Origin of the sequence: Mucispirillum schaedleri ASF457, from assembly GCF_000487995.2 — a bacterium.
GTDB lineage: Bacteria > Chrysiogenota > Deferribacteres > Deferribacterales > Mucispirillaceae > Mucispirillum > Mucispirillum schaedleri.
Genome location: NZ_CP097562.1, coordinates 1,545,909 through 1,562,926, shown reverse-complemented (window position 1 = coordinate 1,562,926; position 17,018 = coordinate 1,545,909). Strand labels below are relative to the sequence as shown.

Below are 17,018 nucleotides of genomic sequence, written 5' to 3'. Positions count from 1 at the left end.
TTGCTATGGAAAAAAGACATATTATATCAGTCCTTGTTGAAAATAAATTTGGTGTGCTTGCCCGCATAGCAGGTCTTTTCTCTGGCAGAGGCTACAATATTGAAAGTTTAACAGTAAACTCTACTGATAAGCATGATGTATCTATGATGACTATTGTTACTTATGGTGATGATAGAATTATAGAGCAGATTATTAAGCAGCTGCGTAAACTTATTAATGTTTTAAAAGTAAGGGACTTAACATCATATAACCATATTGAAAGAGAATTAGTGCTTGTAAAAGTATATGTTACTCAAAAATACAGAAGCGATATTTATAATATGGTTAATACTTTCCGTGGCAATGTGGTAGATATTACACCAGAAAGCATGGTAATTGAAATCACTGGTGATAATGACAAACTGCAGGCTTTTATAGAGCTTGTCCGCCCTTATGGTATAATAGAATTAATCCGCTCAGGTTGTCTTGCAATAGGCAGAGGCTCAAAGGCTACAAGCGAGATGGAAAAAATTAAGCAGATACATAATAATAAATAATATAAGGCTTATAAAAGCTGGGAAAATATAAATATATGAGGTAAACAAATGAAAGTTTATTATGAAAAAGATGCCAATTTAGGTGCTGTTAAAAGCAAAAAAATAGCAGTCATTGGATATGGAAGCCAAGGTTACGGCCATTCTAATAATTTAAAAGATTCTGGCTGTGATGTTGCTGTTGCATTAAGAAAAGACAGTAAATCATGGAAAAAAGCAGAAAATGCTGGTTTAAAAGTTATGACAGTAGCAGAAGCAGCTACATGGGCTGATTTGGTTATGATATTAACACCAGATGAACTACAAGGTGAAATTTATAAAAATGAAATAGCTCCAAACTTAAAATCTGGTGCTTATTTAGCATTTGCTCATGGTTTTAATATACATTTTGGACAGATTGTGCCACCTGCAGATATAAATGTTATTATGATAGCTCCAAAAGGTCCCGGCCATTTAGTTCGTCAGCAGTATGAAACTGGCAGCGGTGTTCCATGCTTAATTGCAGTTTACCAAGATGCAGCAGGTGATTCTAAAGAAGTTGCACTTGCTTATGCTGCAGCTATCGGCGGTGCAAGAGCTGGTGTTATTGAAACAACTTTTAAAGAAGAAACTGAAACAGACCTTTTTGGTGAACAGGCAGTATTATGCGGCGGTTTAGCAAAACTTATCCAGTATGGTTTTGAAACATTAACTGAAGCAGGCTATGCTCCAGAAATGGCATATTTTGAATGTCTGCATGAAATGAAATTAATTGTTGACTTAATATATGAAGGCGGCATTAAAAATATGCAGTATTCTATTTCTAACACAGCAGAATATGGCGGCTTAACAAGAGGTCCACGAGTAGTTTCACCTGCTGCAAAAGAAGAAATGAAAAAAGTATTAAAAGAAATTCAGGACGGCACTTTTGCAAAAGAATGGATGATGGAAAACAAAGTAAATGCACCACATTTCCATGCATTATCTAATATTTCTAACAGCCATAAAATAGAAGAAGTTGGTGAAAAACTTCGCGGCATGATGAGCTGGCTTGGTAAAAGCAAAATTGTAGATAAATCTAAAAATTAATAAATTAAACAGATTTATTTATATATAAAAAATACTATTAGCAGTTTTAGCGATATATGCGTTAAAACTGCTTTTTTTATAATTATTTTGCTATTTATTCATTTATGTCATACTGAGCCAAAGGCGAAGTATCTAATTTAATAAATATTTTAAACCTATCTTTTACAGCTCTGCATCTCTATTGCAGTCTTTTGAATAAATATATATAAAATCATCTTTGCCTACACAATATCCGCCCTGTATGCAGTATGAAGCCATAAATATATAATCATCTTTTTCTACCCCATACCATTTGTTATCAAGGTTATACATTCCTTTACCAGATAAAATATATGCTCCATGTTCCTGAATATGAGTTTCTAAATAGCCATGACCTGCACCGCTTTTAAACATAAGTATGTGAAAGTTAAAATCATAAGCAAAATCATTTGCAGGCAGTAAATCTTTTATAAATACACTATCCATTTCTTCAAAATTTTTATATGGTATGTTATTAATATTTCCAGATATTGTTTTTGGTGATAAATTATTAAGTGGCTTGTATTTTCTTTTATATAAAAGTATTTTTGCATTATTATTGGAATTATTTTGAAAATAAAGTTTAAAAGATGCAGGGGAAAAGAAAAAACCGCCTGCTGTAAGCCCTGCTTTTTCATTATCATTATAAACTAATAATGAGCCTTCTATTACAAATAAAAATATTTCTTCGCTCTCATTTCCTATGCCGCATAAATTTCTGCCATTTTCTTTTACTGTTATAATATAATCAGTAAAAGAAGCACCTAAAAGGGGAGATGAAAGTATGCTTATATCACAGTTTTCAAAGCCATATATATTGTTTTTGACAAGTCCATCTGGTGTAATTAAAGCATACATATTCTTTTTAATGACTGAACGGCTTGATAATGTATGATGCTCCAAATAACCAGTATTATTATTGATATAACCCATATTTCACTCCTTTAAAATTGCTTTTAGAATATAAATAATGTGAATTTATAATATTATCTGCTAAAATCTGTATCCTGCATCTATAAATACTCTAATGCCTGAGTAATCATGGTTTGTAAAGACATGGGTATAATCAACACCAAAACCTGTTGTAAAATTATTTGAAAATGCATACCTAAGCCCTGCACCAACAACAAAGCCTACATTAGCTGCAGAATCGTTTCCTTTTGAAATGATTTTATAAACAGGGTATGTGGCACCATCTGCATCTTTTCTATAAGCTGTGGTTTCAGAATCAATAACATTAACTGCAATATCCATACCAGCAGATATATAAGGGATAAAACCTTTTGTTGCTTTCACATCATCATACTGCAAAACTGCTAAAATCTGCATATCAATTAAATGATGTTTAGTATCCACTTTATTATCGCCGTTAAAATTAGAGCCACCTGCATAGTTATATCTAAATGTTCCAGCAAGAGCAAACACTTTATGCAGGTTGTATTTATACCGTAAATCAACACCACCGCCTACACCTGTATAATCTTTTATATAAGCATTTTTCCCTGTTGGTATATAGATAGACGGCGATATTCCTATATAATGATTTTTATTTTCATATTTTTTCCTGCTGCTTTTTTTAGGCGAAGGCATATCTCCATAGCTGTAACTGTTTTTGCCGTCATAATAGTCACCATACTGAGCATAAAGAAAAGGAATATTAACTGCAAATATTAACGCAAATATTATAATTATTTTTTTCATTATTTAATCTCCACTTTTTCTGCAGGAATATATTTCCATATTTCTTCTATTAAGCTGCCACCAAATAAACTTAAATATAAATTTTCATCTTCTGTTATTTTGTTTTTAAACTTCTGGTTATTGCCATTAGTGCAATTATAGCTGATTATTTTATCAGAATTGCCACCGCTGTTATCTATACATTTTCCAGCTGTCCCCATATTTTCATAAAAAACACCATTTGCAATACTTTCAGGATTTCTTATTTTCCACTGCTGGCTTGTATCATCTGAACAAAGCTGTAAAACAGACATATTTTTCATATCAAGACAATAGCCGGGATAAAGAGCCGAATGAATCCGTCCTGATTTATCTATCGCCCACCGCTGCTCTTTACTCTCATTACATTTAGATGATAATCTAACAGCATAGCTGCTTGTTTCTGATTGATATACCTCCATACATTTACCATTTAGCTCTGCCTGATTAAATTTAAATATAACAGAGCCAAGCCCGTTTTCTGCAAACAGCTTTTTCAAAGCCTCATCCGCTGATATATCATTATTTTCAAGGCTTATATAGTTATTATCTATAAACATATTTATATTATCAGCCTTATTTTTCTTTGCAATATAATCATCAGCTATCTTTTTTGGGTTTGCATCAAGTTTATTTAATGCTTTATATCTTGCAAAAATTTCAATAAGCTCTTTTTCTTTTGCAGAAAGAATATAATTATCAATAGATTTATTAGCAAGACTGTCATTAAGAAATATGGTATCGTTATCTATAACATCTTGATAGCCATTTGCTTTGCCTATTTCAACAGCTTTTAGAAGCGGTTTATCATATACCGTCTCTTTTATTGTTGTAGAGCCTTTATTAACCTTATTTACATAGAGAGTAATGCTTTTAGGTTTATCTTCTTCTGCAATATTTACATGCAGCTTGTTAATTATTTTTGCATTATATCTTTTATCACTAAGCACTACATATTTCTTTGGCTTATTGTCATAATATGTTATTTCCAAATATGATGTGGCTTCAGCAGGACTGTCTTGAAATATAGAATCAAATACATTGCCCCAGTTTCCTCTGAAATATTGATAAATCACAGCATTATGGGGGGGGGTAGGGTCATAACCACCTAAAATAGTAATCACTGGCACTCCTTTTCTTGTCGGGCTTATTCTGCTGTTTAAAAATTTTTCATCTGTTACTTTTTTATATGTCCTGCTTTCTTTATCCCAGCTAATATAGTAATATTCACCATTATTATTTTTATCATCACTTAAAAAATATCTGTTTTCTATATTTTTCTGCACCTGCCTTGTGCTTCTTGCAGTATTATGAGTATATCGTGATATTGCACTATCAGCAACACCGCCTGCCATACAGTCCCTGTTCCAGCCGTAATAATTTTGAAAAGGTGTAATATACCATTTATCCTGATACATAACAGCCTGCGGAGTGCTGTTCCATGCTACATTAGCCCGCATTCTGTTTTTATAAGCATCATATCCCCATGAAGTAGTATATCCATGCACAGAACCATCACTTGCATCATTTAAAAATGGATAATGCCCCATACCATATCCATGTCCTACTTCATGGCTGAATTCGTTGCCAGTAGAATCAACAAGAGTGCCTATTCCGTTGCCGCCGCTTAACCCATGCGGAACATCTACCGGCTTACCTTCGCCATTAGTATATCTTCCTTTTGCATGATGCACTGTAAAATAAAACATATCGTTTCCCAGCTGGTGAGACTGGTCTAATGGACTGCTTGCAACCCCTTTGTTTGCCAAATCTATACCAACACTCACTTGTGCTTTTGCCACATTTTCACGCATATCTCCACTGTAATAATCTGCCCCTACATAATCACTTTTATTCTCATATATTTTTCCATTATTAATGATTACTTTTTTTAGCACTCTGTCTTCATAATATCCATGAAATAACCTTGCAAAAGGGACTGTTTGGAAATATTCCTGCATACCATGAGCTATATCGTATGTCATAGCCTGAGATGTTGAATGCTGACCTGTTGCAACATTATCTGTAAGCATACCAAGCCTTACAACAAGAAAAGCTCCCTCTATTGGTGCTGCAAACTCTATATCATTACCAAAAAGAGTGCCTGATAACTCAACCTGCGATGTTGTTTTGCCCATAAAATCAAGCTGCATTTCAGGAGTAACATTGTCATAAGGAAGCTGCACACTCCAAGAGCGTTTAGAATATGTAATATCTGGTTTTGTTCCGCTTCTATCCATATAATCAGATTTTGGCATATTTACTGGCGGCACCATTTTAAAAACAGAAGTGTTTTTGCCGTTACTTACTTTAACAGATAATTCATATAATTCTTCCTGTGGAGTAAAAAGTAAAAGTGCTGCTCTATATGGTATTAATGACGGCTCTTTTCTTGCTTCATTATTATTAGGGTCAATAGTATGGGTTTGAGCAAACTGCACCCTGCCTGAAAGACTGCCAGTTGATAAATTATTTGGGATACTTCTTATCTGCTTAAATTCATTAATATCAAAAAAAGTAAGCCTTTTGTCCCGCGGGCTTCCCACTTGATATGATATATCACTGGAATAATCTGAATAAGAAATTACTTCTATGCCAGTATCGCTGCATGAAAACAGCAATATAACTGAAAATATTGATAAAATATTTTTTTTCATCCTCAATCCTTAATATTTGATTTATTATTTTTATGGTCTAACACATCTCTTAAACCTTCCCCCAGCAGATTATAGCCAAGAGCAGTTATTACTATTGCTATACCCGGAAAAAGAGAAAGCCACCATGCATTAATTATATTATTCTGCCCCTCTGTTAATATATTACCCCATGACGGAGTAGGTGGAAGCACACCAAGACCTAAAAAGCTTAGTGATGATTCTAATAAAATTGCACTTGCAACACCTAATGTGGCGGCAACAAATACAGGCGATAACACATTAAGCAGTATATGTTTAAACATTATTTTAATATGGCTTAAACCCTGCAGCCTTGCAGCTGTAATATATTCCCTGTTTTTAACACTCATCACTTCTGCTCTTACTAATCTGGCTACTCCCATCCAGCCTGTTACACCTATTACTACCATAACATTTACTATTGATGGTTTTAAAAAAGCAATCACTGCTAAAATAAGAAAAAATGACGGGAAGCAAAGCATAATATCAGTAAACCGCATTATAACACTATCTACCATTCTGCCATAATATCCAGCAATTAAACCTAAAATCACACCAATAGTTATAGATATACCCACAGCAATAAAGCCCACAAATAAAGATATTCTTGTTCCATATACTACTCTTGAAAATACATCTCTGCCAAGAGCATCTGTGCCAAATAAATATGTGCTGTTAGGTGCTGTAAAAACTTCATTCAAGTTAGTAAGTGCTGGGTTAAATGGTGCAATAAGTGGTGCAAATACTGCTATAATTATAAAAAACAGCACAATAGATGCTCCGCTTATAAGAAGTATATTGCTGCTTGTGTTTGAAAATATTTTACTTCGTATTTTATTTCTTTCCATAGCGTATCCTTGGGTCTGCAAAAGCATAAGCAATATCTGCAATAAAATTGCCTATTAATGTAAGAAGTGCTCCTATTACTAATATCCCCATAATAACTGGATAGTCTCTCATCATTACAGAATTATAAAAAAGCTGCCCCATACCCGGTATGCTGAATATTGATTCAAAAATTACACTGCTGCCAATAAGCCCGGGAATAGAAAGCCCTAAAATAGTAATGACAGGCAGTAAAGCATTTCTTAAAGCATGGCTGAATAATATCCTGCCTTCCCCTATACCCCTTGCTCTTGCTGCTGTAATATAATCTTCATGAAGAACATCAAGGGTGGATGTTCTTGCAAACCGTGATATGCCTGCAAGAGAGCCAAAAACTGAAATAGAAACAGGCAGAACTAAGTGAGCAGCAATATCTTTTACCTTTTCCCAAAAACTCATTGTATCATAAATATATTCTGTATAAAGTCCGGAAATAGGCAGAACACCTAAATAAATGCTGAAATAATACATACATATTACTGCAAGCCAGAAAGCAGGCACAGCAAACCCTATAAAAACTATAACTGTTATGGCTTTATCAAGTACACTGTTTTGCCAGTAGGCTGAAATTATACCAAGGGGAAGCCCTATTAAAAATATGAAAAACATACTTAAAAGATTTAATCCAACAGTAATATGTATCCGCTCCCTAATTTTCTCTTTTACACTTCTGCCATCTATTGCAAAAGATTCGCCAAAATCTAAAACTGCTGTTTTTTTAAGCCATATTATATACTGCTCATAAAGCGGCTTATCAAGCCCATACATTTTTTCAAACTTTGCCCGTGCAGTTTCAGAATATTTTGGACCCATAGCTGCCCGCATTTCTGCAGCATTCCCCGGAGCTAAATGGATAACTATAAAACATATTATAGTAATACCTATAAACATTGGTATCATCATTAAAAGCCTGCGGATAGTGTATGAAAGCATCTCATTCCTTATACATAAATATTCTTGATTATATTAAATAGATACTTTGAACTGCTGTCAAATGATTTTTAATAATGTTCTAAAAAGTTCGCAATTTATATTAATCATAAGGAATAAAGAAGCATAATATTTAATAAATAATGGAATATGTATAATTATTATTAAAAAAAATGTCACCAATTTATTATTTATGCGACTTAATTATATATTAAATGGATTTAACCAAAAAACTCAGGCAAAACAATATGAGTATAGTTTATAAGATTTATAAGATAATACAGGGTTTGGAATATAGCGAAATATCTAAAAAGTAAGATAATTTAAATCTATTATATGCTGCTGTAATATATGTAATGTGAGATTTTTCGCCTTTTAAAATCAGGCTCAAAATGACTGATATGTAAGTTTTTTAGTAAGTCCAAAACTATATGTAATGCAGTAAAAAGCTGTTTTTGATGCCAAATAATTACTTTAATTTATAATGAAAATATAAAATCAAGGCAGATTTTACAGCTTATAATTTATTTATATATGCTTTAAATTCAACAATTATGGTTAAATTGTTGAATTAATCAAAAATAGTATTGATAATCATTACTATTATGATAAAGTATATTTATAAGGAGGTCCAATATGGATAAAAAATATTTAACTACATCACAAGGCATACCTGTTGGAACAGATTTATCTTCCATGACAACAGGTGAAAAAGAAGGCTACACATTATTACAAGACTTCCATTTGGTTGAAAAACTTGCTCATTTTAACAGAGAACGCATTCCTGAACGCATAGTTCATGCAAAAGGTACTGGTGCTAAAGGATATTTTGAAGTAACTAATGATTTATCAAAATATACAAAAGCAAAACTGTTTTCAGAAGTAGGCAAAAAAACTGATGTATTTTTAAGATTTTCTACTGTGGGCGGTGAAAGAGGCTCAGCAGATACTGCAAGAGACCCACGCGGATTTGCCATAAGATTTTACACAGAAGAGGGCAACTATGATATAGTAGGAAATAATACACCAGTATTTTTTATAAGAGATGCTCTCAAATTTCCTGATTTAATACATACACAAAAAAGAAATCCGCAGACAAATCTGCATGATGCTGATATGTTCTGGGATTTTTTCTCTCTGACACCAGAGTCTATACATCAGGTTACAATACTATTTTCTGATAGAGGCACACCTTACAGCCACAGGCACATGGACGGCCATTCAAGCCATACTTTTATGTGGTATAATGAAAAAAATGAATTCGTATGGGTAAAATATCATTTTAAAACAAATCAGGGTATCAAAACAATGACAAATGAAGAAGCACAGAAAATGGCAGGTGTTAATCCCGACCATTCCACAGAAGATTTGTTTAATGCTATCAAAAACAAAGAATATCCGTCATGGGATGTTTTTGTTCAAATAATGACACCAGAAGAAGCAAAAACATATAAATTTGACCCATTTGATGTTACAAAAGTATGGTATCACAGCGATTATCCGCTTATACCTTTAGGCAGGCTTACATTAAACCAAAATCCAGATAACTTTTTTGCAGATGTTGAGCAGGCTGCATTTACACCTGCAAACTTAGTGCCGGGTATTGCAGCATCTCCAGATAAATTACTTCAAGGCAGGCTTTTTGCTTACGGCGATGCTCACAGGTATCGTTTAGGCGCAAACTCACATCAAATACCAGTGAATAAACCACGCTGTCCTTTCAGCAATGGTCAAAGAGATGGTGCTATGAGTGTAGATGGAAACAGCGGTGCAGAATATCATTATTTCCCAAGTTCACTTACTAATACAATAACTGATACAAAATTCAACCCGCCATTTATAGACATATCTGCATCTCTTGGTATGCACGACAGACCATTAGAAGATGTAGACTTTATTCAAGCAGGCGTGCTTTTTGACAGGGTAATGAATGACAGCGAAAAAGCAAATACTGTATCAAATATCGCAGGTCATTTAGGGGATGCAAAAGAAAATATACAATACAGGCAGACAGCATTGTTTTATAAAGCCAGTGCAGATTACGGCACAAAGGTTGCAAATGCTTTAAAACTTGATGTTGAAAAAGTAAAAAAACTTGCTTCTTTAACTCAACAGGAAAGAGTTGAGGCTACTAAATAGCTTAACGACTTCCATTTTATATCTTGTTTTAAACAGCCAGTTTATCCAGCTGGCTGTCCCACTCTCCTATTCCGCCTGCAAAAAAGCAGGCGGAACTTTTTATTTATAAGCTACAGCTTCTATTTCAACAAATACATCTTTTGGAAGTCTTGATACTTCTACTGTTGTGCGGGCAGGAAACGGCTCTTTAAAAAATGATGAATATACTTCATTCATAGCTGCAAAATCATTCATATCTTTAATATATACAGTTGTTTTTAATACTTTATCCATAGAGCTGCCTGCGGCTTCAAGCACTGCAGAAATATTTGATAATACCTGTTTTGTCTGCTCTTTAATACCAGATGGAATTTCAGATGATGCAGGGTTTACAGGAATTTGACCTGATGTAAAAATTAAATCTCCAAAAGAGACACCTTGTGAATACGGACCTATTGCCTGCGGTGCTTTATTAGTAGATACTGCCTTTTTCATATTTTAAAACTCCTAATTTTTTTATTTATAATAATATCTTTTATTATAGAATAAATGTCAATACTTTTACTTAAATATCATAATGAGCCTGCTGCCGTGTCATACTGAGCTTGATTTTTAAGCAAAGTGAACTTACCCAAAAAAGTTGGACGAGCCATATAAGGAGTGTATATGGCAAGAAAATACAGCTATGAGTTTAAGAAGTTTATAGTAACAGTCTTAGAAAGCGGTATAATGAGTGCCAGTGAATTATCAAGATGCTGTAAAATTCATAAAGGAGTAATATGTAATATCTATAACAGATATAAGCATTCAGGCGAATCAAGTTTACATCATAGCTTTACCCGCAATGAATATAGTAGAGATTTTAAATTAAATGTGTTAACTTATAAGGCATCAAATAATTTAAGTTATGAGCAGACAGCACTATATTTTAATATACCATCAGCATCAGTAATATATGACTGGAATAAGTTTTGCAGTAAGTTTATTGGAGATAATATGTCAGATAAGAATATCCCGAACAGTAAAAAGAGTAAACACTCAAACTCTACTGATATTAAACTCACTAAATCAGATGATAGTGAAGAAGTAAGACAATTAAAAGAGAGAATATCAGAGCTTGAAAAAGAGCTTTATTACAAGTCAGCGGAGAATGCATATTTAAAAAAGCTGGAAGCCTTAATGCAGTCAAAGGAACAGAGAGTTCAACAGAAAAAGCACAAATAATAACTGCATTAAGGCTGTATTACAGTTTGGATATCCTGTTGTCTGTGAGTAATATGAAAAGAAGCACTTACTATTATAATGTTAAAAAGCCTGCTGCATTAGATAAATATGCAGAAGTCAAGGCATATATATTAGAAATATATGAAAAATCTAACAAGACTTACGGCTATCCAAGAATAACAAAGGCATTAGAGAAACTGGGTTATACTTATGACAGGAAGACAGTGTATAAATTGATGAAAGAACTAAAAATTTCATCACTAATCAGGGTTAAGAAAAGGTATAAACAAGGCAGAGTAAGTCATATATGCAGCAATAAATTAAACAGAGCCTTTACAAGTGAGAAACCATGTTTAAAATGGGTAACAGATGTGGCAGAGATAAAAATTAATAATGAAAAGGTGTATTTATCAGCAATAATGGATTTGTATAACAGAGAAATAACAGCATACAGTGTAAGCAAATATAATAATGAAGAAATGGTAATAGATAATTTAAAACAGGCAATAGATAAAACAAAAGATACAACAGGGTTAATGATACATTCAGACCAGGGTATATTATATCAGGCTAATCAATTTAGAAAGTTATTAAAGGAAAATAATATAGAGCAGAGTATGTCAAGGCGTGGCAACTGCTATGATAATGCTGTTATGGAAAGTTTCTTTGCTACTTTAAAATGTGAATTGGTTTATATTAACAAATTCAAAAATATAGAACAGTTTAAATATGAACTTGAAAAATATATTGATTTCTATAATAATTACAGAATAAAAGCTAATGGACTTACACCTTTACAGGAAAAAGAAATTTATTTAGTGGCTTAGTTCAAAATTTTTGGGTAAGTTCAAAGTATCTAGAATATAAAAACTGCAACAGTTTTATAAATAGTATTTATAATTATTGAAATTTATACATATAGATTCTTCGCTATGCTCAGAATGACAATATGTGTGAATTAGTATAGTAACTTATATATTTAGATTTATACAAACATATAAGTTTATTGTATAATAGAGCTGTATTGTTAGGTCTTATTGAGACTGCTTCCATGTCATGTTAAGCCTGAAAGGTAAAGTATCTAATATTATAAATTGTGTGGCTTATGGTATAAGCCACACTTAATATATAAATAAACTTTTACTTCACTGTTGGTGTTGGATATTGAATATTGCCACTACTCTGTATCCTATGGCATGAATTACAATCTGTTGTTTTTGGTGCCACTGTTGGCTCTGCAATTTTAGTATGACATGAGTTCCAGCAAAACTCGTGAGCTGGGTTAGTTGCAAGAGTTGCACCTTGAATTGTTTTATTACCTTTTGTCAAATTATCCTGCATAAATATTGCACTAGGAGTCTCATAATTATGAAAATCAAAGTTAGGATGACATACCATACAATTGCTAATAGGAACAAAATGTTTACCATCTTTACCCATAAAATTTATACCAGCAAGTACATGACGGTGAGTTTCATGTGGGAAAGAAACGCCTGACATAGTTACCACAGGTATAGTATCTTGTCTTACAAGTTCATTAGGTTTAGGAATATATGCCCCATCTTTAGGTAATCTGCCAGCCTGTATTGTTGGGCCATACATTTTTGTTTTATCATCACTATAAACTATAGAAGATTTCCATCTGTATAACAAATTAAAATTTCTATTCCCATAATCTTCAAAATCATATTTTAATGCAGTGGCATTATCTTTAATGCTACTATATTCAGTTTGGTCTACATTAGTAATACTTGCATTTAGACGACCGCCAGTAGCAGGACTACCTCCATTAAAAATAGAGCTGTTATCAAATACATAGTGACCTGCTGAATAGCCAGGGTCATTTGGGTTCCCACCATATAAATCTTCATTAGGGTTTTGCTCTGCACAAGCAGTAATTAAAAGCAGCACAGCAGTAAACATTATTAAATGCAATTTTTTCATATTTTTTCTCCTTTTTTATAATTTTATTTATACATATCAGCATCACTTTGTGGATGTGGTATGCCTGATTTAGTTGTTACAGGTCTAGTTTTATGGCACACAATACAGTTTTGGGCTGGAGTGCTGTTCCAGTTTGATGTTGGAAGCTGACAGCTTGTCTGGCAGTGAAAGCCTGCTGCTGATATATCTCCAAAGCCTGACCTTGTGTGACTTAATGGAAAGGAATTCTCATGACATGAATCACAGTAATCCTGCCTGTGACATGTCTGGCAGTAGGTCTTATTCCACCTTGCCTGTATGCCGTGAGTTCTGTTGACAAATGAACTGGTATGGTTGCGGGGCGGAGTATCTTCATGACAGGATATACATTCTACTCGCTCTTCGTGACAGGTAAAGCATTCTGTATCGTTAGCTTTTGCTGCCTGACCATGTTTTATCTCCCAGTCTGAAGTATGATATGTTGGTTTCGTGCTGTCTACTGCATAGACAAATGTTACTGCAAGCATAAATGCTGCTGCCGTTATAAATAATTGTTTCATTTTATCACTCCCCCTACCATATAAAATTAACCCACATTTCTACTGTGTGGCTGTCTGGCTGTAAATCTGCATTCTTAAAAAGGTCTGCATATTCAAATACATAGTCCAGCTGTAAGGCACACCACTCTGCTGGTTTATATACTCCACCAATATAGGCAAGGGTTGTGTTTTCGCTGTTTTTACGCTGGTTGATTTCATTCCACATGCCACGCATACCGTTCATTTTGACTGGGCTGTTTCTATACTGGAAGTTCTGAACATTTACTCCTATCCAGCCTTCTAAGTTTTCAAGGAATACCTGTGTCATTCTAAAGCCGCCTACTACTCTCTCATTGCCGTTTTGATGTTTTATCTCTGGAACATTGTAATAGTCTACTATTAAGCTCAGATAGTTGTTTCTATGAATTAAGCCCACTAAGTCTAAATTCGCAAATACTCTGTGGTAATCTCGGTCGCCATAAGCTGTGCTGAAATTAAACCTGCCCTCATAGCCTATGCCTAAAAGAAGTTTGTCTACTATACCTTGTGATATTTTAAAACCGCCCATAACATATTCGCTGGAGCTTAATATCCCTTCGTATAAAGATACATATGTGTTTACTGGGTTTTCATTATGTGTAGCTTGACCATTGATATATGCTGATATGCCCGTTTTGCTTGCATGTATGTCTGCATCAAAACCTACTTCATATACAAAGGCTTCGCCGATTAGGTCTCCTTCTGCGTAGAAGGATGCTGATATTGGATTAAAATTTAATGACTGGTCCAGCCGTGCTCTAGCTACATGGGTGTCTGGATTCCCCCCCCCACTGTTGAGCTTCATAAAATAGCTGTATGCTAATTTCAGACTTGTCCCGCTGGATGCTACTGGGATTTCTATATTTGTTCCCACTACCTGTGTCTGTAAATCACTGTAATAGCTCACAGGTAAACCGTAGTATACACCTATATTAAAATATTCTGATGGGGTTAATTTAATATTAGCTCCATCTATTTTATAACCGTCTATCTGCTGTAAATATATTCTGCCCAAAGAAATATCGGTAATTGGAATAACATTTTTAAGCTCTATGTTACCTTGATATATCCTGAAATCGCCATCTAATGATTTAACACTTCTCGTATATTCATTATAAGAGCGGGACGCATACAGGCCGCTGTAAAACCTGTGGTATGTTCTGTCGCCTATTGCTGGGGTATCATCATAGGCTCCACGCATATTAAGATTAAGCACAAACTCGCCTTCTCCTGCCTGAACACCGCTTAATCTAAGACGGGCATACTGATAAATTGGAAAGTCTGTCTCATCACTGAACCTTAATTTTGCACGGGTTGTTAAGCCTATTTTCAGAAGACCCGTATCCCCAAAGGATATGCCGTTCATTGTTGACTTTATACCATTTGATGTGATATGCCTGTTCCAGCTGTCTGGTGTGATAAACTCATCTCCCTTATATGCATAACTTTCTGTGACAGAAAGAAGCATAATGGCAGATACCAAGGCTGTAATGCATACCGTGGACATAAACCTCATATAAAACCTCCTTTATATATTTTAGCCTTATTAATCAATATTAAATAAAATATAAATCAATAAAGATACATCATATTTCATATTCATAAATATAATACTTATTAAGACAGGAGTTATTTATTATTATCAGCTTTTTAAACAAATTTTATCTGCTGATTTCATACATAAGGTAATTAAATATAAAGATTGGCAAAGGATAAAAATACCACTGTATAATATACATATATCATACAAAAGTAATAAAAATGCTGCCCTTCAATATGTCTTCATTTGAATAGTATACATTATTTCTACATATTTGCAACTAAAAAATATCTTTTTGGTCCGATTTATTAGTTCTTTAGTTTTAAATTAAAATAGGGTGCTGATTATATATTTTTACTTGCTATTAATTATAAAAAGTATATATTGCATAAAATATTTTTTATAAGGCAGCAAAGACTATGTTTACTAATATTGAATCAGCTATATATGCTGTATTTTTAGCAGCTATTGCAATTATTGCAGTTATGAATCCTTTTGGAAACCTGCCGCAGTTTATTTCTATGACTGACGGTATGCCTGTAAAAACAAGGCAGCACCTTTTTAGAAATATCATTATTACAGCTTTTGTTATAGTGATGATATTTCTTTTTGCAGGACCTGTTGTAATGGAGTATATGTTCAGGATATCTCTTAATGAATTAAGAATTGCAGGTGGAATTATCCTTGTGGTTATGGGTATAAAAAATCTGCTTTTTCCGGGCACTGTAAAAGATTTTTCTCAATATCAGGATATGAGCGAAGAAGAGCTGATAAGACGCTCTATTATCCCTATGGCTTTTCCAATGCTTATAGGTCCGGGAACACTGTCTACATTAGTAGTTATGGCAGCAGAAGGCGGTATGAAAAACACTGTTGCAGGAATATTTGCAGCATTCTTATTTATGTCTGTGCTTTTCTACTTTACTTCATTTTTAGAAAGAGTGCTTGGTAAACTGGTCCTTTTTGTAACAGCACGAATTATGCAGGTATTTATCGTGGCAATGGGTGTTAAAATGATGCTTATAGGGCTGGGTATAAGCCCTGCACATTAATTGCATTTAAGCCCTTTAGGGCACTTGCCAATATTTCTTTCATCAGGCACAACTATTAAAGGCTCAGGCTCTTTCGCCATTGGGTCTTTATACCTTAAATCTGGCTCAAATAAAAGGGGGGCTTCAGGCTCTTTTTCATAATATCTTTGAAGCATTTCATCCTGCAGCTCCCTGTCAAATAATATTTCAGGCTCTTTAAAGGGCAGCTCCATTCTAGTCATATCTGGGTCTTCTATATAAGGCTCATCTACTTCATCTGGATTATTAAATGGGTCTAAAAGTTTTGGGTCGCCAAGCACTGCTGGCTCTTTTGGCTCCACACCTCGCACAATAGGACCACCAATATTCTGTGCATACAAATTTACTGATAACAAAACTAAAAATAATATATATACAATTTTTCTCATACCATTATTATATACTTTATTTAATCAGGTGCAAGGAAAAAGATATAATTAAATATAAAGCCACACTAATTAAGAATAGTTAAATATTCTTAAAGGCTGATTATTAAAACTTATACACAATAAAAACTATAAAATATTTTTTCCATATTTTATATACACAATTTTCACTCTGCTTTATATAAAATTTTCCTTATAAAATGCCAGCACAATATAACCTGCATAAACAAGTATAAATGAAAGCATAACTTCAACATGGTAATTAGTTATATATTATAGTTAAAACAATACATATTAGTAGTATTAATATATCACTGCCACTTTCTAATATTATTAACATAGGCTCTAGGC

General features: G+C 33.6%; 16 protein-coding genes. 6 read left to right on the top strand and 10 right to left on the bottom strand.

The annotated features are described in order from the left end of the window. Positions 1-5 precede the first annotated feature (5 nt). Together ilvN and ilvC are read left to right on the top strand one after the other, a co-directional pair. On the top strand, positions 6-536 hold the full coding sequence (gene ilvN, locus N508_RS07415) for an acetolactate synthase small subunit (RefSeq protein WP_023275788.1): 531 nt from the start codon (positions 6-8) through the stop codon (positions 534-536). A gap of 48 nt (positions 537-584) precedes the next feature. Next, complete coding sequence (gene ilvC / locus N508_RS07410; protein ID WP_023275787.1) at positions 585-1,601, top strand: ketol-acid reductoisomerase; 1,017 nt, start codon at positions 585-587, stop codon at positions 1,599-1,601. 162 nt (positions 1,602-1,763) lie between these two features. On the opposite strand, the gene allE is transcribed toward ilvC, so the two are convergent. From allE to N508_RS07385, 5 genes are read right to left on the bottom strand one after another with little or no spacing between them, the layout of a single operon-like run. Next, positions 1,764-2,552, bottom strand: a complete 789-nt coding sequence (allE, locus tag N508_RS07405; RefSeq protein ID WP_023275786.1) for a (S)-ureidoglycine aminohydrolase — start codon at positions 2,550-2,552, stop codon at positions 1,764-1,766. Between the two features lie 60 nt (positions 2,553-2,612). Then, positions 2,613-3,320, bottom strand: coding sequence for an outer membrane beta-barrel protein (locus N508_RS07400; RefSeq protein WP_023275785.1), 708 nt, complete (start codon positions 3,318-3,320; stop codon positions 2,613-2,615). Further along, positions 3,320-5,995: a M66 family metalloprotease gene (locus tag N508_RS07395; RefSeq protein WP_023275784.1), complete on the bottom strand. Its 2,676-nt coding sequence runs from the start codon at positions 5,993-5,995 to the stop codon at positions 3,320-3,322. Before N508_RS07395 ends, N508_RS07400 begins: the two co-directional genes overlap by 1 nt. Before the next feature lie 2 nt (positions 5,996-5,997). Beyond that, positions 5,998-6,861, bottom strand: a complete 864-nt coding sequence (locus N508_RS07390) for an ABC transporter permease (RefSeq protein ID WP_023275783.1) — start codon at positions 6,859-6,861, stop codon at positions 5,998-6,000. Then, positions 6,848-7,831: an ABC transporter permease gene (locus N508_RS07385; RefSeq protein ID WP_023275782.1), complete on the bottom strand. Its 984-nt coding sequence runs from the start codon at positions 7,829-7,831 to the stop codon at positions 6,848-6,850. The genes N508_RS07390 and N508_RS07385 overlap by 14 nt, the downstream gene beginning before the upstream one ends. A 633-nt stretch (positions 7,832-8,464) precedes the next feature. Between N508_RS07385 and N508_RS07380 the strand changes: the two genes are divergently transcribed. Then, complete coding sequence (locus N508_RS07380) at positions 8,465-9,967, top strand: catalase (protein ID WP_023275781.1); 1,503 nt, start codon at positions 8,465-8,467, stop codon at positions 9,965-9,967. A 99-nt stretch (positions 9,968-10,066) separates the two neighbouring features. Here N508_RS07380 and N508_RS07375 read toward each other — a convergent pair whose 3' ends face one another. Beyond that, positions 10,067-10,441: a RidA family protein gene (locus tag N508_RS07375; protein ID WP_023275780.1), complete on the bottom strand. Its 375-nt coding sequence runs from the start codon at positions 10,439-10,441 to the stop codon at positions 10,067-10,069. A 171-nt stretch (positions 10,442-10,612) separates the two neighbouring features. Here N508_RS07375 and N508_RS07370 point away from each other — a divergent pair, with 171 nt between their 5' ends. Continuing rightward, positions 10,613-11,170, top strand: a complete 558-nt coding sequence (locus N508_RS07370; protein WP_023275779.1) for a hypothetical protein — start codon at positions 10,613-10,615, stop codon at positions 11,168-11,170. Further along, the gene (locus tag N508_RS07365) at positions 11,101-11,997 is read left to right on the top strand and encodes an IS3 family transposase (RefSeq protein WP_143815547.1); all 897 of its coding nucleotides are present in this window, start codon (positions 11,101-11,103) and stop codon (positions 11,995-11,997) included. Before N508_RS07370 ends, N508_RS07365 begins: the two co-directional genes overlap by 70 nt. Before the next feature lie 313 nt (positions 11,998-12,310). On the opposite strand, the gene N508_RS07360 is transcribed toward N508_RS07365, so the two are convergent. From N508_RS07360 to N508_RS07350, 3 genes are read right to left on the bottom strand one after another with little or no spacing between them, the layout of a single operon-like run. Further along, positions 12,311-13,114 (bottom strand): cytochrome c3 family protein, encoded by an 804-nt coding sequence (locus N508_RS07360; protein WP_023275778.1) that lies wholly within the window; start codon positions 13,112-13,114, stop codon positions 12,311-12,313. A 23-nt stretch (positions 13,115-13,137) separates the two neighbouring features. Next, positions 13,138-13,653, bottom strand: coding sequence for a hypothetical protein (locus tag N508_RS07355; protein ID WP_023275777.1), 516 nt, complete (start codon positions 13,651-13,653; stop codon positions 13,138-13,140). Between the two features lie 13 nt (positions 13,654-13,666). Further along, positions 13,667-15,187, bottom strand: a complete 1,521-nt coding sequence (locus N508_RS07350; RefSeq protein ID WP_023275776.1) for a hypothetical protein — start codon at positions 15,185-15,187, stop codon at positions 13,667-13,669. A 443-nt stretch (positions 15,188-15,630) separates the two neighbouring features. Between N508_RS07350 and N508_RS07345 the strand changes: the two genes are divergently transcribed. Further along, on the top strand, positions 15,631-16,263 hold the full coding sequence (locus tag N508_RS07345; protein ID WP_023275775.1) for a MarC family protein: 633 nt from the start codon (positions 15,631-15,633) through the stop codon (positions 16,261-16,263). Here the strand turns inward: N508_RS07345 and N508_RS07340 are convergent. Then, entirely contained in the window at positions 16,260-16,670 is a 411-nt protein-coding gene (locus N508_RS07340; RefSeq protein ID WP_023275774.1) for a hypothetical protein, read from the bottom strand. The two genes, N508_RS07345 and N508_RS07340, sit on opposite strands and share 4 nt — an antisense overlap. Positions 16,671-17,018 lie beyond the last annotated feature (348 nt).

What these genes read in the sequence shown, in the direction of transcription:
- ilvN (WP_023275788.1), top strand. Translation starts at nt 6, where the DNA reads ATGGAAAAAAGACATATTATATCAGTCCTTGTTGAAAATAAATTTGGT.
- ilvC (WP_023275787.1), top strand. Translation starts at nt 585, where the DNA reads ATGAAAGTTTATTATGAAAAAGATGCCAATTTAGGTGCTGTTAAAAGC.
- allE (WP_023275786.1), bottom strand. Translation starts at nt 2,552, where the DNA reads ATGGGTTATATCAATAATAATACTGGTTATTTGGAGCATCATACATTA.
- N508_RS07400 (WP_023275785.1), bottom strand. Translation starts at nt 3,320, where the DNA reads ATGAAAAAAATAATTATAATATTTGCGTTAATATTTGCAGTTAATATT.
- N508_RS07395 (WP_023275784.1), bottom strand. Translation starts at nt 5,995, where the DNA reads ATGAAAAAAAATATTTTATCAATATTTTCAGTTATATTGCTGTTTTCA.
- N508_RS07390 (WP_023275783.1), bottom strand. Translation starts at nt 6,861, where the DNA reads ATGGAAAGAAATAAAATACGAAGTAAAATATTTTCAAACACAAGCAGC.
- N508_RS07385 (WP_023275782.1), bottom strand. Translation starts at nt 7,831, where the DNA reads ATGCTTTCATACACTATCCGCAGGCTTTTAATGATGATACCAATGTTT.
- N508_RS07380 (WP_023275781.1), top strand. Translation starts at nt 8,465, where the DNA reads ATGGATAAAAAATATTTAACTACATCACAAGGCATACCTGTTGGAACA.
- N508_RS07375 (WP_023275780.1), bottom strand. Translation starts at nt 10,441, where the DNA reads ATGAAAAAGGCAGTATCTACTAATAAAGCACCGCAGGCAATAGGTCCG.
- N508_RS07370 (WP_023275779.1), top strand. Translation starts at nt 10,613, where the DNA reads ATGGCAAGAAAATACAGCTATGAGTTTAAGAAGTTTATAGTAACAGTC.
- N508_RS07360 (WP_023275778.1), bottom strand. Translation starts at nt 13,114, where the DNA reads ATGAAAAAATTGCATTTAATAATGTTTACTGCTGTGCTGCTTTTAATT.
- N508_RS07355 (WP_023275777.1), bottom strand. Translation starts at nt 13,653, where the DNA reads ATGAAACAATTATTTATAACGGCAGCAGCATTTATGCTTGCAGTAACA.
- N508_RS07350 (WP_023275776.1), bottom strand. Translation starts at nt 15,187, where the DNA reads ATGAGGTTTATGTCCACGGTATGCATTACAGCCTTGGTATCTGCCATT.
- N508_RS07345 (WP_023275775.1), top strand. Translation starts at nt 15,631, where the DNA reads ATGTTTACTAATATTGAATCAGCTATATATGCTGTATTTTTAGCAGCT.
- N508_RS07340 (WP_023275774.1), bottom strand. Translation starts at nt 16,670, where the DNA reads ATGAGAAAAATTGTATATATATTATTTTTAGTTTTGTTATCAGTAAAT.